The sequence below is a fragment of the Brevundimonas pishanensis genome (genome assembly GCF_022750635.1).
Taxonomy (GTDB): domain Bacteria; phylum Pseudomonadota; class Alphaproteobacteria; order Caulobacterales; family Caulobacteraceae; genus Brevundimonas; species Brevundimonas pishanensis.
In genome coordinates, this window is the sequence record NZ_JAJKBG010000006.1 from 137,192 (window position 1) to 157,636 (window position 20,445).

Annotated in this window: 15 protein-coding genes; 3 read left to right on the plus strand and 12 right to left on the minus strand. The window is 61.4% G+C overall.

Going from position 1 to position 20,445, the window contains the following annotated elements; all coding sequences use genetic code 11:
• Window positions 1–84: 84 nt before the first annotated feature.
• A complete protein-coding gene (locus tag LOX95_RS12485; protein ID WP_242915095.1) occupies window positions 85–933 on the plus strand; it encodes a hypothetical protein in 849 nt (282 codons plus the stop codon).
• Here the strand turns inward: LOX95_RS12485 and LOX95_RS12490 are convergent.
• The 10 genes from LOX95_RS12490 to LOX95_RS12535 form a co-directional block, all read right to left on the minus strand.
• Window positions 930–1,580, minus strand: a complete 651-nt coding sequence (locus tag LOX95_RS12490) for a prepilin peptidase (RefSeq protein ID WP_242915097.1) — start codon at window positions 1,578–1,580, stop codon at window positions 930–932. The genes LOX95_RS12485 and LOX95_RS12490 overlap by 4 nt on opposite strands.
• Window positions 1,581–1,796: 216 nt before the next feature.
• Window positions 1,797–5,378 (minus strand): ABC transporter permease/M1 family aminopeptidase, encoded by a 3,582-nt coding sequence (locus LOX95_RS12495; RefSeq protein ID WP_242915099.1) that lies wholly within the window; start codon window positions 5,376–5,378, stop codon window positions 1,797–1,799.
• 14 nt (window positions 5,379–5,392) lie between these two features.
• The gene (locus tag LOX95_RS12500) at window positions 5,393–6,280 is read right to left on the minus strand and encodes an ABC transporter ATP-binding protein (RefSeq protein ID WP_242915101.1); all 888 of its coding nucleotides are present in this window, start codon (window positions 6,278–6,280) and stop codon (window positions 5,393–5,395) included.
• Window positions 6,281–6,418: 138 nt separating this feature from the next.
• Complete coding sequence (mnhG, locus tag LOX95_RS12505) at window positions 6,419–6,775, minus strand: monovalent cation/H(+) antiporter subunit G (protein WP_242915103.1); 357 nt, start codon at window positions 6,773–6,775, stop codon at window positions 6,419–6,421.
• Window positions 6,772–7,056 (minus strand): K+/H+ antiporter subunit F, encoded by a 285-nt coding sequence (locus tag LOX95_RS12510; RefSeq protein ID WP_242915105.1) that lies wholly within the window; start codon window positions 7,054–7,056, stop codon window positions 6,772–6,774. Before LOX95_RS12510 ends, mnhG begins: the two co-directional genes overlap by 4 nt.
• A complete protein-coding gene (locus LOX95_RS12515) occupies window positions 7,053–7,553 on the minus strand; it encodes a Na+/H+ antiporter subunit E (protein WP_242915107.1) in 501 nt (166 codons plus the stop codon). Before LOX95_RS12515 ends, LOX95_RS12510 begins: the two co-directional genes overlap by 4 nt.
• Window positions 7,553–9,154, minus strand: a complete 1,602-nt coding sequence (locus LOX95_RS12520) for a monovalent cation/H+ antiporter subunit D (protein ID WP_242915109.1) — start codon at window positions 9,152–9,154, stop codon at window positions 7,553–7,555. Before LOX95_RS12520 ends, LOX95_RS12515 begins: the two co-directional genes overlap by 1 nt.
• Complete coding sequence (locus LOX95_RS12525) at window positions 9,151–9,489, minus strand: Na+/H+ antiporter subunit C (RefSeq protein WP_242915111.1); 339 nt, start codon at window positions 9,487–9,489, stop codon at window positions 9,151–9,153. Before LOX95_RS12525 ends, LOX95_RS12520 begins: the two co-directional genes overlap by 4 nt.
• Complete coding sequence (locus LOX95_RS12530) at window positions 9,489–12,404, minus strand: monovalent cation/H+ antiporter subunit A (RefSeq protein ID WP_242915113.1); 2,916 nt, start codon at window positions 12,402–12,404, stop codon at window positions 9,489–9,491. The genes LOX95_RS12525 and LOX95_RS12530 overlap by 1 nt, the downstream gene beginning before the upstream one ends.
• 249 nt (window positions 12,405–12,653) lie before the next feature.
• Window positions 12,654–13,280, minus strand: a complete 627-nt coding sequence (locus LOX95_RS12535; RefSeq protein ID WP_242915115.1) for a TetR/AcrR family transcriptional regulator — start codon at window positions 13,278–13,280, stop codon at window positions 12,654–12,656.
• Window positions 13,281–13,341: 61 nt separating this feature from the next.
• Between LOX95_RS12535 and LOX95_RS12540 the strand changes: the two genes are divergently transcribed.
• A complete protein-coding gene (locus LOX95_RS12540) occupies window positions 13,342–14,148 on the plus strand; it encodes a Coq4 family protein (RefSeq protein WP_242915117.1) in 807 nt (268 codons plus the stop codon).
• A gap of 37 nt (window positions 14,149–14,185) precedes the next feature.
• On the opposite strand, the gene LOX95_RS12545 is transcribed toward LOX95_RS12540, so the two are convergent.
• Window positions 14,186–15,043: a bile acid:sodium symporter family protein gene (locus LOX95_RS12545; RefSeq protein WP_242915119.1), complete on the minus strand. Its 858-nt coding sequence runs from the start codon at window positions 15,041–15,043 to the stop codon at window positions 14,186–14,188.
• A gap of 55 nt (window positions 15,044–15,098) precedes the next feature.
• Window positions 15,099–16,775: an FAD-binding dehydrogenase gene (locus LOX95_RS12550; RefSeq protein WP_242915120.1), complete on the minus strand. Its 1,677-nt coding sequence runs from the start codon at window positions 16,773–16,775 to the stop codon at window positions 15,099–15,101.
• Window positions 16,776–17,239: 464 nt separating this feature from the next.
• Here LOX95_RS12550 and LOX95_RS12555 point away from each other — a divergent pair, with 464 nt between their 5' ends.
• Complete coding sequence (locus tag LOX95_RS12555) at window positions 17,240–20,194, plus strand: TonB-dependent receptor (protein WP_242915122.1); 2,955 nt, start codon at window positions 17,240–17,242, stop codon at window positions 20,192–20,194.
• Window positions 20,195–20,445: the final 251 nt, after the last annotated feature.

Genomic DNA, 20,445 nt, shown 5'->3' on the forward strand with positions numbered 1-20,445 from the left:
GGACAAGCCATGATCATAGCGCCTACCCGTCCAGCTAACAGACTCAGCCTTAAATCTTCGCTCGCGTATCGTGTCTCACGTCTGGTGGCGGGACTGACGCTGGGCGCGGTGGTGTCTGCGGCTGGGCCGGTGCAGGCCGATGACGCGCTGGCGCGGACCTATCGGGAGCGGACCTTCATCATCGCCGCCGATAGCCGCTGTGGCCTGTTCAATCCGGCGGTGCAGACGGCTCTGGGCGCGGCGGCATTGCAGACTCGCGGCGTCTTGCTGCGTTCGGGGTTGGAGATGGCGCAGGTTAATGCGACGGCTGCCCAAGCCCGCTTGCTGGCAAACCGCACACCCTGCGATGACGATGGCTTGAAGACGGTTGCCTCGCGCGTGGAGCACGCCTTTGACCGCTGGGGGCGGGCCGCCCGACTGGAGTTTCGCGGCCATGACCTGTCGTGGCGGGTGGACCGTTTCGGAGGCACGGCGGCGAACTGGCGTCTGATGCAGGAAAGCCGGACCGGAGCCGCGCCGGTAAGGTTCGGGCTGGTGGGGCGTTCGCCCGGACAGGTCGAACCGGTGGCTGTTGTCTCGTTCAAAGGGCGCTCGCGCCCCTATGCTGCGCGTCTGGTGATGCGGGACGAGGCCTTGCTGGCGCGACCCCATAATCTGCAGAACGGGCATGCGCAGATGCCGCCGCAGTCGGTGCGCCGCACCATCTTTGCCACGCGCCAGACGGCTGCGGATCGCGCTCTATTGCCCGAAGGCTCGCGTCAGGGCGAGGCGTGGAGCTTCCCTGCCGATACCCTGCAGCGCCTGTCGCGACTGGACCCGCGCGAGCCGTTCTGGATCGAATATCTGTTCCTTGACGATTCTATCGCCCGGGTTCCCTTCGAGGCCGGCGATCTGGCGGCGGCGCAGGCCTTCCTCAGTCTCGGAACGATCTAGATCATCAGCCAGCAGACGGCGAAGCCGATGGCCAGATAGGTCCCGAACGGCAGTCTGCTCTTCAGACCGATTTTGCGCCCGAACAGTTTGAGCACCAGTGCCATCAGCAAGGCGGTTGCGGCTGCGATCAAGGTGACGGCTAGAAGATCAAACGCTCCGACCCAGACAGCCCCCATGCCGAACAGGATGGGGTCACCTCCGCCCAGTCCGCTGTGCCCGCGCATCTTGCGATAAAAGAGGCTGACCAGCCACAGGATCGAAAACCCTGCGAGGCCGGAAATCAGCGCGAACGCCCAGCCCATTCCCAGCGGATAGGGAAGAAGCACGCTGGCCAGCAGTCCGGTCAGGCCCAAGGGCACCGTCAGGATATCCGGAAGCCAGAAGTTTTCGGCGTCCACGACGGCGATCAGCAATAGTTGCCAGCCCAATACTGCTGTCAGCACAGCTGCCGATGCCGACTGGCCAGTTACCATCGCCCATATGCAGGAGAGCGCACCGACGAGAGCACTGGCCAGGGCGAAGGCAAGCGTGCGGCGGCTCTGCAACACGAACCGTTTCTGGGGCAGCCAGCGGCTGATCCACGCCAGCCCCATGCCAACCCATAGGCCGACGACAGCAAGCAGGATTGCAAGAAGGGGCGGGGCCATGGGTGTCTTCGAATGAAAGCGGCAACGTAACCTTATGATCTACATCAATGCCCTGCATTCCGATTAACGCGAGAAGGCATCTTCTCCCTCGCCTTGCGGCGTAAGAACTGTGGCCGGAACCTGTGTGAACAGGTCCGGCTTTTTTCGTCGCGCGGCAAAAGAAAGGGGCGCTCTGCGAGAGAGCGCCCCGTAAGTTCCGATCGTCAGGTCAAAGACCTATTCGATCGCCTTGATGTTGTTGTCCGCATCGCGGTCGATCCAGCGGGTGTAGGGATCGATGCCGGCGAACTTGGGCTTGGTCGGCGAGATCAGACGGATGGTCTGCGGTCCGCTGCGGATGGTGTGGCGTTCCAGCAGGACCACATCCTTGCGATCGAACTGGCCCAGGCCCGGCTCTGCGTTGAACAGGCCGATTTCCATCTCTTCTTCCAGCGGAGCTGCCGTCTCTGTGCCCTTGGCGTCGGCATAGAGCTTACGCGCCTCAATCTTGAGCACCACGTCCCAGCGACCGTCAGGACGCTTGCTCGCGCCCGCCGATGCCACCTTCAGATCATAAAGGGTGATCTTCTGGAGCAGGTCGGTGATCAGGCCCTGTTTGTCGGCAGGAGCCTCGGCACGGATGGCGGCGATCAGGTCGACCGAGCGCGGATAAGGCGCACGACCGAACTTGTGGGCGGCCAGCAACTTGGACAGGGCTCGGTTGACGACCTCCTCGCCCAGCTGGTCACGCAGCAGGTACAGGACGTGGCCACCCTTACGGTAGTGGATGTACCCCTGACCGGCCTCAACGCGTTCCAGCGGGAACTCGCCCAGACGTTCCGAACCACGCGCGCCCAGATAGTTGTCGAGGTCGTATTTCAGGAAGCGACGGATCTGCTCTTCGCCGTACATCTTCTCCATGACCATCAAGGCCGAGTATTCGGCCAGCGTCTCGGACAGGGTGGTGGCACCCTGAACATTCGCACCGACGATCTGGTGCGCCCACCATTGGTGAGCCAGTTCGTGGGCGGTGACGAAGGTCACATAGTCGATGGCATCGGGTTTACGCAGATCGGCGTTGAAGCCGATGCTTTCCGAGTACGGCATGGTGTTCGCAAAGGCTTGGGCGAACGAGTTGTAACCCGGGAACTCGATGATACGGGCCTGACGGAACTGGTAGGGGCCGAAGGCGGACTGGAAGTAGTCCAGACCCTTTTCCAGAGCGGTCAGCATGCGCTGGGCATGCACGCCGTGCGTCGGGTGGTGATAGACCTCCAGCGAGATGCCGTTGTGGGTCTTCTGCGCGACTTCATAGCTGGCCGATTGCACCGAGAAGAAGTGCAGGATCGGCGCTTCGGACACGAAGCGTGCGGTGCGGCGACCGTTCTTCGTCTCGTCCGAAACCTTATAGCCCGGTGCGATCGGCGTCTGGTCGCCATCGGTGGTCAGGGTGATGTCGGAGTTCACCCACGACGCGCCGATGTAGTTCGACTGTTGGCCGAAGGCATCGTTCAGGTCGCGCATGCGCAGTTCTGCCGGAAGGCCGAACTTGCGACGCTTGGCGCGGTCGGTCAGCAGACCCCCACGGTCCATGCCGATGGATGGGCTAAAGGCCTTGTCGTTGACGAAGCTGCCGTTGGTGACGATGTCCGTCATCAGGTTGCCGACGCCAAAGCCCTTCTGGCCGTATTCGCTCTCGAACTTGATCGTGCGCTTCTCGCCCGGCTGAAGCGGGGTGGCGAAGCGGTAGATCTGGTACTGGTGCTTGGTCCATTCCTTGTCCAGCTTGGCACCTTCGACCTCGATCTTCATCTTGGTATCGCGTGGCCAGTTCAGGTGGACGGTTTCCTGCGGCTTGTCGGTCAGGTTCTGGATGACATAGCTGCCGGTGGTCAGCATCCGGCGCTCGTGAGGGCGCAGGTCGATGTTCATCTTGACGTCGGTTACCTGCGGCTGGGACAGGTTCTCGAAGGCCAGCAGTTGCTTCTCGCGGTCCGCCATGCGGGCCTCGACCGTCTGCTTGCGTTCATAGACGTTCCAGACGTTGGTGTTGACGTAAACCAGTGCACCGAGGCCAACGAAGGCCAAAGCCGCCACTACACCGATGATACCGGCGGTGCCTTTCAGGCGATGAGGCGCGCGGGCAAAGCGGGGCTTGTAGCGGGTCTCGGCCCCACGACGCCAAAGCGCGAAGGTCAAGACCAGAAGGATGACGCAGAAGGCGCTCCAGTACAGGGTCGTCGGCAGGGTGATCAGGCCAAGGCCCGCCATGCCGTTCAGGTCCGATGTCGGCACGGAAGGGCCGTCACCGAAGCTGTAGAGGTAGTGGTTGAAGCCAAGGCCGCCCATCACGAGCGTCGAGATGATGTAAATCACCATGATGGCCCAACCGACGAAGCGGTTCGGGGACAGGGCCTGTACGAAGATCGACAGGATGGCGAGCATGATCATCGAGATGCTGCCCGGCAGGACGTACCACAGCAGGTATTTCTCGATCTCGAAGTTGAACCACCCGCGGATGGCCTGTGACACGACACCGGCAAGGATCGACACCAGCAGGGTTGAGATCAGCACGAGCGCCAAACCCAGTGCCTTGGGCACCATGAAGGTCCAGTCGGGAGCAGGGCTGGAATCCACGATCTCGTGGATCTTGCGATCCTGATCGCGCCAGACCAGTTCACCCGAATAATAGACAGCCACAATCAGGCCGACGAGGCTGAACGACCCCTGCAGCATCTCGATGACGTCGCGGGTCGCCGGATAGGTCTTCACGCCATACATCTCGCCGCCGAACAGCAGGGACGACATGGCCATCAGGAAGCCGAACATCATCAGGACGATGTAGGCCGGGCTCTTGAAGATCAGACCCATTTCGAAGCGGGTACGGGCGGCCAGTTGGGCCAGTGACTGGGCAAAGCCGTATTTGCCGGAGGCCAGCGGTTTGGCCGCAGGCGCGCTCTTGGCGGCCTTGGCCGAGGTCTTTTGCAGCTTGGCCAGCTTCTTTTCGGACGAGCCGCGCGGACTGCGATTGAAGAAGACCACGGCGGCAGCAAGGAAGGCCACACCCACACCGGTCCATAACAGGCGGTTGCCCAGCAGGATGCCGGCCATTTCCGGCAGGCGTGTGTTCTTCTCGTCAGCGGTCCAATAGCGGGTCAGTTCGCTGAAGGCACCGATGCCGAGCGGCTCCAGCCATGCACCCAGTTCGCGCATCTCGGGCTTCGACAGCAGTGTGCCGTTGACTACGAAATACAGAATGATGAGACCGACTGCGCCAACATAGCTGGCCATCATGGAGCGGGTCAGCGTAGCCAGCGTGAACACGACCGCCGAAGTAAAGAACACCGCGGGAAGGCCGAAGAACAGATAGGCATAGGCATAGTCGCCGAGGCGCAGCGCTTGCAGCGTCTCCGGATCGATCCACGGCATGAAGGTGCCGAAGATCAGGCCGACACTGATGCTGGTATAGGCCAGTGCCGCCGCGCCGAACGAGCCAAAGAAGCGGCCCAGCACATAGTCGAAGCGGTTGATCGGCGTCGCATTGATCAGCGGGCCGAAGCCCGTCGTGCTGTCACGCGCCACCGAGTTGGCGACAAGAGCCACGGTTCCCAACAGGAAGAACAGGCTCAGCACCATATGGGTGAAGATGATGGTCGAGGCGGCGTTGACGAACACATTGCCGCCGGTGCCGCCGATCTGGATGTTGTCGCTGGCTGCCACCAAGCCGAAACTCAGCAGGAAGAACAGGATCGACACCACCCAGAAGGCGGGCTGTTTGATTTGATAGCGGAACTCGAAAGCCGCGATTTTGGCGAGCATCTAGACGCTCCCGATCAGGCGGCGGCTGCGACGCGGCGCGAGGCGCTGAGCGTCGAGAAGTAAACGTCTTCGAGGTTGCCGCTGACCGGTTCGAACCCTTCGCCCGGCTTAGTGTCGGCCAGGACGTGGATGATGGTGCGGCCCGCGAACAGGCGGGTGGAAATGACTTCGAAAGCGGCGCGGTGGTCTTCGAGGGCATCCTTGTCGATGACCTTGCGCCAGACGCGGCCATCGAGGCTGTGGATCAGTTCCAGCGGCGCGCCTTCGAGCTGGATGCGGCCCCCCGCCAGAACAGCCATGCGCGGGCAAAGGTCGGCCACGTCCTCGACGATGTGGGTCGACAGGATGATGACTACGTTCTCGCCGATCTCGGCCAGCAGGTTCAGGAAGCGGTTGCGCTCTTCAGGGTCGAGGCCAGCGGTCGGCTCGTCGACGATGATCAGCTGCGGCTTGCCAATCAGGGCCTGCGCGATGCCGAAACGCTGGCGCATACCGCCCGAGAAACCCGCGATGGCTTTCTTGCGGACGCCCCACAGATTCACTTGGTTCAGCAGGGTCTCGACCGTGTCCTTGCGTTCCTTGCGGGCGGTCACACCCTTGAGGATCGCCATGTGGTCGAGCATGTCATAGGCCGAAACGCGCGGGTAAACGCCGAAGTCCTGCGGCAGATAGCCCAGCGTGCGGCGTAGAAGCTCCGGCTCCTTGATGACGTCGATCTCGCCGAACTTGATCGAACCGGAGGTCGGCGATTGCAGCGTAGCGATGGTGCGCATCAGGGTGGACTTGCCTGCACCGTTCGGACCCAGAAGCCCAAACATACCGCGCGGAATTTCCAGAGAAATATCGTCCAGAGCGCGCGTGCCATTGGAATAGACGTGCGTCAGGTTCGTGATCGAGAGCATTCATTAGCCTCCAAGCCAGTTGGCTGCATTCCTTATGGAGGCGAGTGGCTAAGACAAGTGAATGATCTGTAAGGTCGTTGTCCGGCGGTCAATGAAAACGGGCCCGATCCTGGGTTCGGGCCCGTCTTGAGCGGTTTGTCAAAGATCGTCTTTGGGGACGTTGTTACTCCCCTCGACCCGGTCCCTGTAAACCGAGGCGCGGGCGAGAAGCACCATGGTGACCGGCGTAGTTACGAGGACGAATATGCCGATCAAAAGCGCCTTGAGCGTAAAGCCTTCGACGCAGCTAAAATACACCGACATGGCGATGACCATGCATGCCACCCCCATTGTGGATGTCAGCGTCGGCGCGTGGATACGGTCGTACATCGTGGGAAGCTGGCGCAGGCCGATACTGCCTAGCAGGGCCACCAGAGCCCCCAGAACGCACAGTGCCGTCACCACAATGGCTGCCCACATCGGGATGGCGGGCAGGTGTTCAGGAATAGTCATCATTCAATCACCTCGCCACGCATGAGGAATTTGGCCAGTGCCACGGTGGAGGTAAAGCCGATCACAGCAAGGATCAGCGACGTCTCGAAATAGGCAGTCAGGGCCGTGCGAATGCAATGCACCATGATCAGCAGCATGCCGTTGAGATAGAGCGTATCCAGACCCAGAACCCGATCCTGAGCCCGCGGGCCGATCAGGATGCGCCACGCGCACAGCAGCATGGAGAATGCCAGCACGACCTGCGCAAAGCCTGTGCCCCAGAAGACAATGGCGGCGGGGGTCATGGGAAGATCTCCATCAACAGGCTCTCGTAGCGGTCATGCAGAATCTGCTTCCAGTCATCTTCATCGCGCAGGTCCAGAACATGCATCAGCAGGGTGCGCGAATAGCGGTCGTACTGAACCCATGCCGTACCGGGCGTTGAGGTGACGATGATGGCAAGGCAGGCCAGGGCGTAGCGGTTCTTGCACTCCAGCGGGATGCGCACGAAGCCCGATTTACGCTCGCGTTTGCGATGGCCCATGACGATCAGGGCCGTCTCCCAGTTCGACTTGAGCATGTCCACGGCAAGGCGGAACAGCAGGCGCACGACCGACAGGGGCTTTGCAACCTTGACCCGTTCCGGCTCCAGCACCTGCATTACCTGCGGCACTAGCAGGGCAACGATCACCGCAATGGTGATGTGACCGTTGCCAAAGGGCGTCGACATCAACAGCCAGACGACGAACAGGGCGACGCTGAGGAGCGGGTGGGGCAAGATGAACTGAGCAACCTTGCGCATCACAGACGCCCCTTCAGCACAGCCGCCACATAGTCGGTCGGGCGGGTCAGCCAGTCACCGGTGTGCGAGGTGTAGTCCAGCGCCGCACCGCCTGCGACCGTCAGCCAGAGGCAGCAACCGATAAGGCCGCCGATGGCCACGAACTCGGGGCTGCGAACCGCCAGGGCATTGCTCTCGTCACGCTTCCAGAAGCCGTCGATGCCGATGCGGACAAGGGCGATCAGGGTGGCAAAACTGGAGAAGGACAGGATGCCGATAATCCACCAGTTCAGCGGCTGGCGGGCACCCTCTCCGTTCAGAAGTCCGATGAAGATCGCCAGCTTACCGATGAAGCCGGCGAGCGGCGGCATCGACGCTACGACCAGTGCGGCAAAGGCAAAGAACGCGCCGAGCAGGGCTAGCGAGCGCGGCATGACACGGCCAACTTCTTCGACTTCGTCAGCCTCGAACGGGTCGGTGTATTCGTCGTCGAAGAAGGCCTCTTGGCCTGCGAATGCGCGGTCATCGCCGCGCGTCAGGATCTCGGCGATCAGGAACAGGGCTCCGGTCGCAAGCGTCGAGGCCACCATATAGAACAGCGCACCACCCAGTACATCCGCCTGACCCATGCCGACCAGCGCCAGTACCGTGCCGGACGATGCCATTACGGCATAACCGACCACACGCTCCAGACGCTGGGCGGCGATGACGCCTGCGGCCCCGAACAGGACGGTGGCCAGACCCATGACCGTCAGCAGGGTCTGGGCAAATCCCGCGCTGGCCCCGCTCTCGGGGTAGAACATGAGCATCGAAAGGCGAAGCAGCACATAGACCCCGACCTTGGACAGCAGGGTAAAGACTGCGGCTACGGGGGCGCTGGCTGCGGAATAGGCACCCGGTAACCACAGGCCCAGCGGCCAGGCAGCGGCCTTGATCAGGAAGGCTACGCCAAGGATGGCACAGCCGGCTTCAAACAGCGGGCGGTCTGCGTCCGGAATATAGGGAATGCGCGCCGATAGGTCGGCCATATTCAGCGCACCTACCGTGCCATAGATCAGCGCCACGCCGATCAGGAAGAACAGCGAGGCCGTAAGGTTGATCGCGACATAGCCGAGGCCCGCCTTGACCCGTGCCTCGCCGGAACCGTGCAGGAGCAGGCCATAGGAGGCCGCCAACATGACCTCGAAGAAGACGAACAAGTTGAACAGGTCGCCGGTCAGGACCGCGCCGCTGACGCCCATCATCAGCAACAGATAAAGGGCGTGGAAACGCGGCCCCGCGCGGTCCCATCGCGCCAGCGCGAAGATCAGGCCCGCCGCACCGACGACGGCGATCAGCGCCAGCATCAGGGTCGAAAGACGGTCGGCCACCAGCACGATACCGAACGGCGCGGCCCAGTTGCCGAGGCTATAGACGCGGGCGGTGTCACCACCCCCCGAGCCGCCGACACTGGCTTCCTGCAGCAGCAGTAGGGCGGTGCCGAGCAGGGCGGCACAGACCGCGAGGCTAAGCGCCGCCTTGGTCTTGTAGCGCTGCTCCTTGAGCAAGAGCATGAAAGCCGCCGCCACCAGAGGCAGCAGGATCGGCAGAATAATAAGATGTTCGAGTAGTGACGGCGTCATTCGGGTTCTTGTCCGTCAACGTGGTCGGTGCCGGTGATGCCGCGCGCGGTCAACAGGACAACAAGATAGAGGGCGGTCAGGGCGAAGGAGATGACGATAGCCGTCAGGACCAGCGCCTGCGGAACAGGGTCGGCATAGGCAGAGGTGTCCACCTCGCCCGGATTGACGAGCGGGGGCGCACCGGCCTTGAGACGGCCCATGGCGAAGATGAACAGGTTCACCGCATAGCCCAGAAGGCTAAGCCCGATAATGACCTGGAAGGTCCGCGGGCGCAGCAGCAGCCACACGCCCGATGCGGTCAATATCCCAATCCCGATTGCGAGGACGATCTCCATTACAAACCCTCCTCGGCTGATTGGACCGGCTCGACATCGCGAGCCTTGCGAAGTGACTGGTGGGCGATAGCGGTCAGCATCAGCACGGTCGCGCCAACCACCAGCAGGGCTACACCCAGATCAAACAGAACGGCTGTTGCCATCGGCACCTTCTCCACCCACGGCAGGCTGCCGTACTGGAAATAGGTTGTCAGGAACGGATAGTTGAACAGCCACGAGGCCACACCCGTGAGGGCGGAAATCAGCAGGCCACCGCCAATCCAGTACAGCGGACGGATACGCAGGCGGTCTTCGACCCAGCGCGCACCCTCGGCCATGTATTGCAGGATAAACGCCACCGACATCGCGACACCTGCGGCAAAGCCGCCGCCCGGCAGGTCGTGCCCGCGCAGGAACAGGTGCAGCGCCAGCAGAATGATGAAGGGGAAGGTCCACTTCATCACCACGGCGGGGATGAGCATGGTCTCTTTCAGCGTATCGCCCGACTTGCGCTGTTCGTGGCGTTGGTCGTGGCGGTCCTGAACGCGGCGCTGTTCGGTAATGCCACGGCTCTCTTCGGCCGGACGGAAGCGACGCAGCAAGGCCCAGATGGTCAGGCCCACAATGCCCAGAACCGTGATCTCGCCCATGGTGTCAAAGGCGCGGAAGTCCACCAGCAACACATTGACCACGTTGCGGCCACCGCCCCGCGGATATGATTCCTCGAGGAAGAAGTTGGCCAGATGGCTCTCGCCCGGACGGGTCATGACGGCAAACGCCATGACGGCCATGCCGGTACCGGCGAGGATGGCAATGGCAAAGTCGGCGGCGCGACGGCGACGCGACCGGAAGTCCGTCTTGCTGGGGGCCATCTCCACCGAACGCTTGGGCAACCAGCGCAGGCCCAGCAGCAGCAGGACGCCCGTCACGATCTCCACCAGCATCTGGGTGACCGCCAGATCGGGTGCCGAGAACCAGACGAAGGTGATGGCCGAGACGAGGCCGCAACCAGCCATCAGCGATACTGCGGCAAGGCGGTGGTATTTGGCCTGCCACGCGGCGGCGATGGCGCAACCGCTGGCGATGACCCACAGCATGGTAAAGCCGATGCCCGGGCGCTGGATCTTTATGCCTGCCTCGGCAAAGCCCAGACCGGTCGCGCCCGCTGCGACCGTTGCCGCGAGAATGGCGAACAGCACCAGCATCCGGATACGCGACTGCTGTTTGCGTGATCCCAGTTGGCGAACGGTCCATTCCGCAGTCATGGTCAGGAAGCGCATGGAGCGGTCAAAGGCACGTTTGCCGCTGAAACGCCCGATGATCCACGCGCGCTCGGCGCGGTTGATGTGCTTGCCCAGCAGAACGTAGGCGAGCGTACCGCCCACCAGCGCGATAGCGCTCATCAGCAGGGGCAGATTGAAGCCATGCCAGATCGAGACGCTGTAGGAGGGCGTTTCGGGGCCAAGCACCGAAAGCACAGCCAGTTTCAGCAGCGGAGCAATGGTCAGGGCGGGAATGACGCCTACCAGTACGCACGTGAGCACCAGCAGTTCGATCGGGAAACGCATCCAGCGCGGCGGCTCGTGCGGGGTCTTGGGCAGATCGGTCGGGGCGGGCCCGAAGAAGGCCTGATGGATGAAACGCACGGAGTAGAGGACGGAAAGCGCACTGGCGATGGTGGCCAGAACAGGCACCAGCAGCGACAGATCGCGACCTTCGGTGGCTTCCAGCGCTTCGGTCAGGAACATTTCCTTCGACAGGAAGCCGTTCAGCAACGGCACACCTGCCATCGCGCCCGCAGCCACAATGGCCAGAGTGGCGGTGATCGGCATCAGCTTGCGCAAGCCCGACAGGCGACGCAGGTCGCGGGTGCCGCTTTCGTGGTCGATCACGCCCGCCGCCATGAACAACGAGGCCTTGAAGGTGGCGTGGTTGACGATGTGGAAGATGGCGGCCACAGCGGCCAGCGGCGTGCCCATACCCAGCAGCAGGGTGATCAGGCCCAGATGGCTGATAGTGGAATAGGCCAGCAGACCCTTGAGGTCATTTTGGAACACAGCCGCCCAGGCGCCGAACAGCAGGGTGATCATGCCCGCACCGCCGATCAGATAGCCCCACTCGGGCGTACCCGCCAGTACGGGCCAGAAGCGGACCATCAGGAAGACGCCCGCCTTCACCATCGTGGCCGAGTGCAGATAGGCACTGACCGGCGTCGGGGCGGCCATGGCGCGCGGCAGCCAGAAGTGGAACGGGAACTGCGCGCTCTTGGTCAGGGCACCCAGCATCATCAGCACCATGGCGGGCAGATAAAGCGGGCTGTCCTTGATGATCTGGCCCGAGGCGAGCACGATGTCCATGTCGAAGCTGCCGACGATGCGGCCCAGCACAACCACACCGGCCAGCAGCGACAAGCCGCCCAGCGCCGTCACCGTCAGAGCCATCTTGGCCCCGTTCTGAGCGGCCTCGCTGTGGTTCCAGTAGCCGATCAGCAGGAACGAGAAGAAGCTGGTCAGTTCCCAGAACAGGACCAACTGGATCATGTCACCGGCCAGAACGACGCCGGTCATGGCCCCCATGAAGGCCATCAGGAAGGAGAAGAAGCGCGGGACCGGATCTTCGGGCGACATGTAATATCGCGCATAGATCACAACCAGCAGGCCGATAGCCTGAACGATTAGCGCAAACAGCCATGCAAAGCCGTCGAGACGCAGGCGGAAGGCAACATCAAGACTGGGCAGCCATTCGGCTGCAAAGCGGACCACCTCGCCCGAGGCGACGGTCGGATAAAGCCACAACAGAGAGAAGACGCCAATCAGGGCGGTCAGCGAGGACAGACTTGCGGCGGCGTTGCGGGCCTTGGTCGGCAAGAAACTTGCCGCAATTGCTGCAATGAAAGGGGTAGCGAAGGGTATCAGCAGCAGCGTGGCCTGGTTCATCCGCGGGCGCGTCTCCTTAAGATGTGGGTGCAGGGCATGCCCCTGCGCGTCTTGATGCTATGGCCGACGAAATGCGCAAAGAGCACGTGCCGGAAAATAGGCAGCAGAAAGCGTAGCTTGTGCAGCCACGGTGAGAGTTACTGCTGTAACAAAGCTTGCCGCCCGTGTCTGATCACTAAATCGCCAGATGACGAAAAAGAAGAGCGGGCTAAAACAAATAGGTGAGACGAATTGACGCCTCTTTGCGGCTTAAGCCGCAGAAGTGCTGTTCTTTGCGAGGAACTCGGGCAGAAGCTGCGCCACGACATTGCGGCTGGCGTCAGGGTCCTGATCCAGCATGTCGCGAAGGGGTTCGCCAATCAGCGCCTCGCCGAATGCCGTCAAAGCGATGAACAGAACAGCCGAGCCGATGGCTTTGCGCGGCAGACGTTCTGCGCTGCCGATCTTGGATTCAATCGCCTGAACCAGATCTTGCACGGCAATGCGAACGGGCTCCAGATGCGACAGGTCACCGGACATGGCGATCCACGCCGCCAGTCGGCCTGCTCCGCCCGAGCCGAAGGCTTCGAACACCGCACTCACCACTTCCATCGGAGCGCCTTCGTCGGTGCGCAACCGGACCACGGCATCCTGAATGGCATCCGCCAGATCGCGGACCATCGACTCCATCAAGGCCGACTGCAGTCCGGCCGCCGACCCGAAGTGGTGGATCAGATTGGCATGGGTCACACCAATGCGTCCGGCGACAGCCGACAAGGTGACCGCATCCGGACCGCCTTGCAAAAGCAGGGCGCGGGCTTCGGTCAGGGCCTCGCGGCGCGCCTCTTCGGGCGAGCGACGGCGGCGGCGAGGACGGTCTTGCGATTCAATTGACATTGATGTAAATGACATCCGTGTAGGTAGAGTTTCTTACGCACGAAAACGAAAGGAACTTCAAGTGGTGACGCTTACCGCTCAGGTTTCCGTCGCGGAAATCTTACAAGAGAAAGCCGTTGTATCGCGCACTTCGTCAACTCTGACGAGAAAACAACTGCAACCGATACGTGCCGCCAAAGCTATCAGAAAGCTGATTGCGGACAAGGACGACACGAAGCAAGTCTTTGAAATAATGAACGCTTTGGTCGGGCGCTCGATCGAGTGGGGCTACCGACGCCTGCTCGAAACACCCGTAGGAGGGGAAGAAGCTTACCGCCGTGTGGAGATCGCTGAAATTCTTCAGGATCATAACCAGTTAAGACAACTGCCAGAGGGCAGCGTCGGACGAGCTTACCTCAAATTTGTCGAAGATCAGAATTTTTCTGCTTACGGTCTCGCTGACGAGAGCCGCAAGGCGGCGCAAACCGAAATCGAAGCCGCTCACCCGCACGCCTGGTTTGCGCGCCGGCTGCGCGATGTCCACGATATCTGGCACGTGCTGACCGGCTATGGTGCCAATGCCCTGGGCGAGGCTTGTGTCGTCGCCTTTTCCTTGCCCCAGACCCGCAGTCGCGGCTTTGGCGTAATCGCGGCGGCGGTAGCCATCCAGTTTATGCGCGCCCGCACCGGTTATCCTTGTGCCCGCGCTGTGTGGAAGGCTTGGCGCGATGGCCGAAAGGCCGAATGGCTGCCGGGCGTGGATTATAGAGTGCTACTGGCGATGCCGCTGGATGAAGCGCGTCGGGTCCTGAAAATCCCGCCGCCTATACTCTACGAACAGGTGCCGCCAGAACTGCGCAACGCCTATCTCGGTGCCAAGGCCGCTTGATTGAAGGAGGCGGGGGATCAGCCCCGCCTCTTTGCGTTCAAGCCGATTTGTTACGGGTCAGTATGAAGCCGAACGCTGCGGCGATGGGGAACATCAACACGCCATAGATGGCGGCTGGAAGCGTCATCTCGGCGCTCTGCAGAACCGACTGCGCAATGACAATGGCTAGCGTGGCATTGTGCAAGCCCACTTCGAAACTGCTGGCAACAGCTTGCGGGCGCTCGATCTTGAGCAGTCGCGGAATGATAAAGCCAAGGCTGAGGCTGAGCAGGCAGAAAGCCACCACGATCCCGACCAGACTGGCCAGATTCGCCATCAGAGCTTCACGGCCCGACATGGCTGCGCCGATAATGACAACCGTCAGGATGAGGATCGATCCCAGACGAACCGGCTTGTCCATAGCCTTCGCAAAGCGCGGTGCCAGATGCCGAACCGCCATACCGATCATCACCGGCACGAGGACGATCATGAAGACCTCGACGGTCTTTTTGAACTGGAGCCCCACCTGCATGTCGCCGGGCTGGAAATAGGCCACCGACAGATTGACAATGATGGGCAGAGTGAAGACGGCGATCACAGAGTTGATGGCTGTCAGACTGATGTTCAAGGCGACATCGCCCCTGAACAGATGGCTATAGAGGTTGGCGACTGTCCCGCCGGGCGAGGCCGCCAGCAGCATCATCCCCACCGCCATCAGCGGGGGCAGCCTGAACGCTAGACACAGGCCGAAACAGACAATCGGCAAAACGATTAACTGGCAGCCAAGCGCGACGGCTGCGGCCTTGGGCCTTTTGGCGACGCGGGCGAAGTCTGCGGGCGTCAGGTCCAGTCCTAGGCCGAACATGATGATGCCCAGCGCAATCGGCAGTCCGATCAACACAATGGATGCGTCCATAGAGTCTGCCTCCCCGCAGATACATGGAAGATTTCAGGGTCCGCTTTGCGGCTATTCAAAGGGCTTCGTTCAGGGCGCGACCTGCGGTTAGTCCCGAGAAGATACAGCCGCCGAGGAAGGTGCCCTCCAATGCGTTATATCCATGCACGCCACCGCCGCCGAAGCCAGCAGCTTCGCCTGCGGCATACAGGCCCTCGAACACGGACCCGTCCGGACGCAGGACACGCGAGGACAGATCGGTCTGCAATCCGCCCAGGGATTTGCGCGTCAGGGTATGAAGTTTGATACCGATCAACGGCCCGTGCGCCGGGTCCAGAAGGCGGTGTGGCTTTGTGGTGCGCGCCAGTCTGTCACCGATATAGCGGCGACTGTTGTGGATGCCCTGGATCTGCGCATCCTTTGAGTAGGGATTGTCGACCTGCGCGTCGCGGTCCTCGATCTGCTGACGTACCAAGGCCGCATCCAGCAGAGGGCGCTCGGTGAGAGTATTCATCTTGCCCACCAAGGTTTCCAGATCGTCGGCGGTGACAAAGTCTTCGCCGTGCTGGCGGAAGGCTTCCACCTCGGCGGGAGCCTTTGACGATAGGCGCGATATAAAGACGGCCAGCCGCTTGCGATCGGTGATGTCGCAGTTCTGCTCAGAGCCCGACAGAGCGAACTCCTTGGCCAGAATGGCGCGGCTGACGATGAACCAGCTGTGGTCGTGTTCGGCAATGTCCGGCGTGGTGCGGAGGTATTTCAGCGTCGCTACCGTGTCGTAACCGGGCAGAGCCGGGAAGGGCAGTCGCTGCCCCAGTGCATCCAGCCATAGCGGTGACGGCCCCGGCAAAATCCGGATCGCGTGGCGCGGCCAGATCGGATCCCAGTTCTTCACGCCCTCGACGTAGTGCCACATCCGGTCACGGTTCACGAGGCGGGCTCCTGCCTGCTCCGCGATGTCGAGCATCTTGCCGTCCACATAGGCAGGAACGCCGGTGATCATTTCTTTGGGCGGTTTGCCCAGACGCTCGGGCCAGTAGCGTCGGACCAGTTCATGGTTTCCGCCTATACCGCCGGTTGCCAGCACAACGGCCTGGGCCCTCAGATTGAAACTGCCTGCGTGGATACGGTTGGAGGAAACGGCGCGCGGAGAATCGTCGTTGGCCAGCACCTTACCGCGTACACCGACGACGCGGCCCGCTTCCACCACCAGAGCCTCGACCTGATGGCGGTGATAGAATGTGAGGGTCCCGTCACGGTTGGCCTCTCGGGCGCTGTCGGCAAATGGTTCGGAGACGCCGGTGCCTGTGCCCCAGGCAACGTGGAAACGCGGCACCGAATTGCCATGCCCATCGGCACGGCCCGACCCACGCTCCGCCCAGCCCACCATGGGGGTAAGGCTGATTCCGTTCTGTTTCAGCCAGCCGCCTTTTTCACCCGCAGCGAACTCGACATAGGCGCGCCCCCATTTTTGCGCCCAATAGTCCTGATCCATCGGGCCGGACAGACGGTCCCAACCCGCGCTGCCGCACCAGTCGCGCCACGCCAGATCGAGACTGTCCTTGATGCCCAGTCGTCTCTGCTGAGCGCTATCGACCAGGAATAGACCGCCGAACGACCAGAAGGCCTGTCCGCCAAGATTGTTGGCGTTCTCCTGATCGACCAACGCGACCTTGCGGCCCTTGCGTCTTAGCTCGTGCGCGGTGACCAGTCCCGCCAAACCGGCACCCACAACAATGACGTCCGCATCCATACGCTTGTTTCCGCCTCATCAAACTATGGCGCTGACCGTTCGGGGGAGGACGTGCGCACGCCGGAAAATCGACTGTGCAGAGAGAATGCTGTTACGTCAATATTGACATTGAAGTAAGCAATGGCAGAATGGGTTTGCTTCCGTTTTCGCAAACGGGAACTCGCCGTGCGGGAAATGGCATCCTCGCCTGCACGGCGATCCTGCTGTTGTGCGTCTATCACGCACCAACTTTGCGGCCGCCCGAACTATCGCGGGCGGCCGACTTTTTCGCCTGCGATAATTCTCCAACATCAAGGGCTGGGCAACGCACATCGGTGTAAACAAGTATTGACAGTTTGGTCAGCAAGTGGATTGGTATATCGCAGGTATGCGATCGATCCGCCCGTTCGCATCACCCCGAAAGGCGGCTAATAAAAGGGTGGCACCGATCAAATCGCCACCCTGTATGGGGAGATTTTGAACGTATGGCTTTCGCTCATCGCGTGGGTGCCAAGTGGGCTGTAACCGCTTCTGTAATCGCATTGGTCGCTGGCGGGGCTCAGGTCGCTGCCGCCCAGGACGCCGAACCGACTGAACTCGGCGAAATCATCGTCACGGCCCAGAAACGCGAACAGTCCATTCGCGATGTGCCGATCGCAGTGACGGCCCTTAGCGCCGAGAGCCTTGATGTGATGAAGATCGAGGGGGGCTCGGAATTGCTGCGCGCAATCCCCAATGTGAGCTTCGCCAAGTCCAACTTCTCGATGTACAATTTCGCCATTCGCGGCGTCGGCACCAAGGCGATCTCCGCCTCGTCCGATCCGGCGGTGGCCGTCAGCTTCAACAATACCCCGCTTCTGCGTAACCGCCTGTTTGAGTCCGAGTATCTTGACGTCCAGCGCGTCGAAGTGCTGCGCGGACCTCAGGGGACCTTGTATGGCCGTAACGCCACTGCCGGCGTGGTGAACATGTTGCCGAACCTGCCTAGCCCGATCTTCGAGGCGATGGCCAAGGCCGAAGTCGGCAACTACGGAACCCTGCGCGGTCAGGCGATGGTGAACGTACCGCTCTCCGATACTTTCTTTGTGCGCGCTGCCGGTAGCTTCACCCAGCGCGACGGCTTCGATCACAATACCTTCCTCGATACCGAGGTGAACGGTCGCGATCTGTGGTCGACGCGCCTCTCCGTGGGCTGGGAGCCTAATGACCGCTTCCGTGCAAACCTGATCTGGGAGCATTTCTCCGAGGATGACGACCGTCTGCGCACCGGCAAGACGCTCTGCACCAAGGATCCGACCAAGACGACCTACGGCAGCGTGCGACTGACCAATCTGGAATGGGCTGGTCGTATGAACCAGGGCTGTTTGCCCGGCTCGCTCTATAATGATGCCGCCTATGACACGCCCAACGGCCTTGGCCTCGGGCAGCTGATCATTGCCTCGGGTATCGGCATGGGCACGCGGATCGTGAACGGTCAGCGCATTACGGTCAACCTGCTGGACTACGCTGACCCCTTCGCCGGACAGACCCAGTCCAAAAACCTCCGCGAAATCGCGACGTCCTATAATCCGAAATATGTGGCCGAGAACGACGTGGTTCAGCTGAACCTCGAGTATGACTTCTCGCCCAACCTGACCTTCTATTCGCAGACGGCCTATTCCAAGGACGACTTCTACGCGACGCAGGATTACAACCGCTTCGTCTCGAACGAGCTGTTCAACAGTTCGGATGGCTTGCTGAAGGGCGATGTCGTGGCCCCGTCGCGCATCGCTCCGGGTGGCTATTATACCGACCCGCAACTCGGGGCCTCGCGCCGTATGGAGTCGGCCGATCTAAGCCGCTCCGACAACAAGCAGTTTTATCAAGAGTTCCGACTGCAATCGAGCAATGACGGGGGCTTCAACTTCAGCCTCGGTGCCAACTTCCTCGACTTCAAAACGCAGGACGACTACTACGTCTTCAACAACCTGTTCACCGCGCTCGCCGAGTGGTTCTACGGGCCGGACGATAACTACACCGACACCAACACCCGTCGCTGCGTTGATGGTTCGGACCCGCGTGCGAACGAGTGCGTCTATGTCGATTACAGCCCGCTCGATGCACTGGTGGGCGATGGCCACAACTATTTCCGCAGCCTCAACAAGGTTCACACCCGTTCGTGGGCTGTCTTCGGTGAAGGCTATTGGGACATCGGCGAGAAGAGCCGACTGACCATCGGCCTGCGCTATACCGACGACAACAAGACCACCACCCCTTATCCAAGCCAGCTGCTGTTGGGTTATAAAGATGCAGATGGCGTGGGTGTGACGACCGGCGGCCGCGTCGCCCGTGGCTATTATGCTCTGCCGGACGTGGAACAGTCGTGGAGCGCCGTCACTGGCCGCGCGGTGTTCGACTGGAAGCCGTTCGATGGTCTGATGACCTACGCCTCCTTCAGTCATGGCTATAAGGGCGGTGGTACTAATCCGCCCCGTGCGGACATGGACCCGGCTGTGGTGCAGTACCAACCGCTGGCCGAGGTGTTCGAACCGGAATATCTGGACGCCTATGAGATCGGGGCGAAATACCTCAGCCCGACGGGCGCGTTCGGCCTGAACGTCACCGCCTTCTACTATGACTACAAGGACTATCAGGTCTCCCAGATCGTCGACCGCATCTCGCTTAACGAGAATTTCGACGCCGAATCCATGGGCCTCGAGTTCGAGGCCGTGTGGCGCCCGACCGAAAACTTCCGCATCGACGGCAACTTTGGTCTGCTAAAAACGCGCGTGGCTGATGGCGAAGAATCGATCGACATCATGAACCGTACCCAGGACAATCCTGACTGGGTGGTCCTGCGCCCATGGGTCCAAGTACCGTCGAACTGTATCGCGCCCAAAGCCGTGGTCGAGCGTCTGTTGAGTTCGCCTGCGGGGGCCAGCTTCGGCTCGCTGGGTCTGGCTATGCTCTGCGGCAGTGCCGGTCGCTATGGTTCGTTCACGCCAGACTATCCGGGCATCATTCCGTTCACCCTTCTGACGGGCATTACATATGACCCTTGGAAGGACGCTCCGAACCGTGGCCGGGGCTTTGCCGCAGACCTTTCCGGCAACGAGCTACCGAACGCTCCACGTTGGACCGCCAATGTGGGCGCACAATATACGTGGCACTTCTCGTCGTCCGAGCTGACCCTTCGTGGGGACTACTACCGTCAGGCAGACAGCTACTTCCGCGTCTATAATACCGAGTACGACGAGATCCGTGGCTGGGATAACATCAACATGACCGTGACGTGGGCCTTCCCGCAGTCGGATCTGCTGATCCAGGCCTATGTGAAGAACCTGCTTGATGATGCGCCGATCGTTGATGCTTTCACGAACAGCGATGACTCTCTCTTGACCACCAACGTCTTCACGCTCGATCCGCGACTGTGGGGCGTGTCGCTGACCAAGCGCTTCTGATCCCATCAAAGGGGAGGGCGATCACAGTCCTCCTTCTTCGACCGTCGGCCGGCTCTGATCGCTCGCTCCAGCGATTCAGGTCGGCCGATTCCGGTTCTGTCGAAAGTTTGTGGGATGGGCAAAGAATCGGTTGTGGACTTGGGAGGTGGTGCGTATAGAGCCACCTCGCTCGGCGGCAGCGGTTCTTCGGGACTGGGGCGCGGGGCGGAGTTAGCTTTCCGGGAGCTTCTGTGTTCCTGGATTTTCGGGTC

Coding starts and splice junctions, on each gene's coding strand:
- LOX95_RS12490 (WP_242915097.1), bottom strand. CDS start 1,580: ATGGCCCCGCCCCTTCTTGCAATCCTGCTTGCTGTCGTCGGCCTATGG.
- LOX95_RS12495 (WP_242915099.1), bottom strand. CDS start 5,378: ATGCTCGCCAAAATCGCGGCTTTCGAGTTCCGCTATCAAATCAAACAG.
- LOX95_RS12500 (WP_242915101.1), bottom strand. CDS start 6,280: ATGCTCTCGATCACGAACCTGACGCACGTCTATTCCAATGGCACGCGC.
- mnhG (WP_242915103.1), bottom strand. CDS start 6,775: ATGATGACTATTCCTGAACACCTGCCCGCCATCCCGATGTGGGCAGCC.
- LOX95_RS12510 (WP_242915105.1), bottom strand. CDS start 7,056: ATGACCCCCGCCGCCATTGTCTTCTGGGGCACAGGCTTTGCGCAGGTC.
- LOX95_RS12515 (WP_242915107.1), bottom strand. CDS start 7,553: ATGCGCAAGGTTGCTCAGTTCATCTTGCCCCACCCGCTCCTCAGCGTC.
- LOX95_RS12520 (WP_242915109.1), bottom strand. CDS start 9,154: ATGACGCCGTCACTACTCGAACATCTTATTATTCTGCCGATCCTGCTG.
- LOX95_RS12525 (WP_242915111.1), bottom strand. CDS start 9,489: ATGGAGATCGTCCTCGCAATCGGGATTGGGATATTGACCGCATCGGGC.
- LOX95_RS12530 (WP_242915113.1), bottom strand. CDS start 12,404: ATGAACCAGGCCACGCTGCTGCTGATACCCTTCGCTACCCCTTTCATT.
- LOX95_RS12535 (WP_242915115.1), bottom strand. CDS start 13,280: ATGTCAATTGAATCGCAAGACCGTCCTCGCCGCCGCCGTCGCTCGCCC.
- LOX95_RS12545 (WP_242915119.1), bottom strand. CDS start 15,043: ATGGACGCATCCATTGTGTTGATCGGACTGCCGATTGCGCTGGGCATC.
- LOX95_RS12550 (WP_242915120.1), bottom strand. CDS start 16,775: ATGGATGCGGACGTCATTGTTGTGGGTGCCGGTTTGGCGGGACTGGTC.
- LOX95_RS12555 (WP_242915122.1), top strand. CDS start 17,240: ATGGCTTTCGCTCATCGCGTGGGTGCCAAGTGGGCTGTAACCGCTTCT.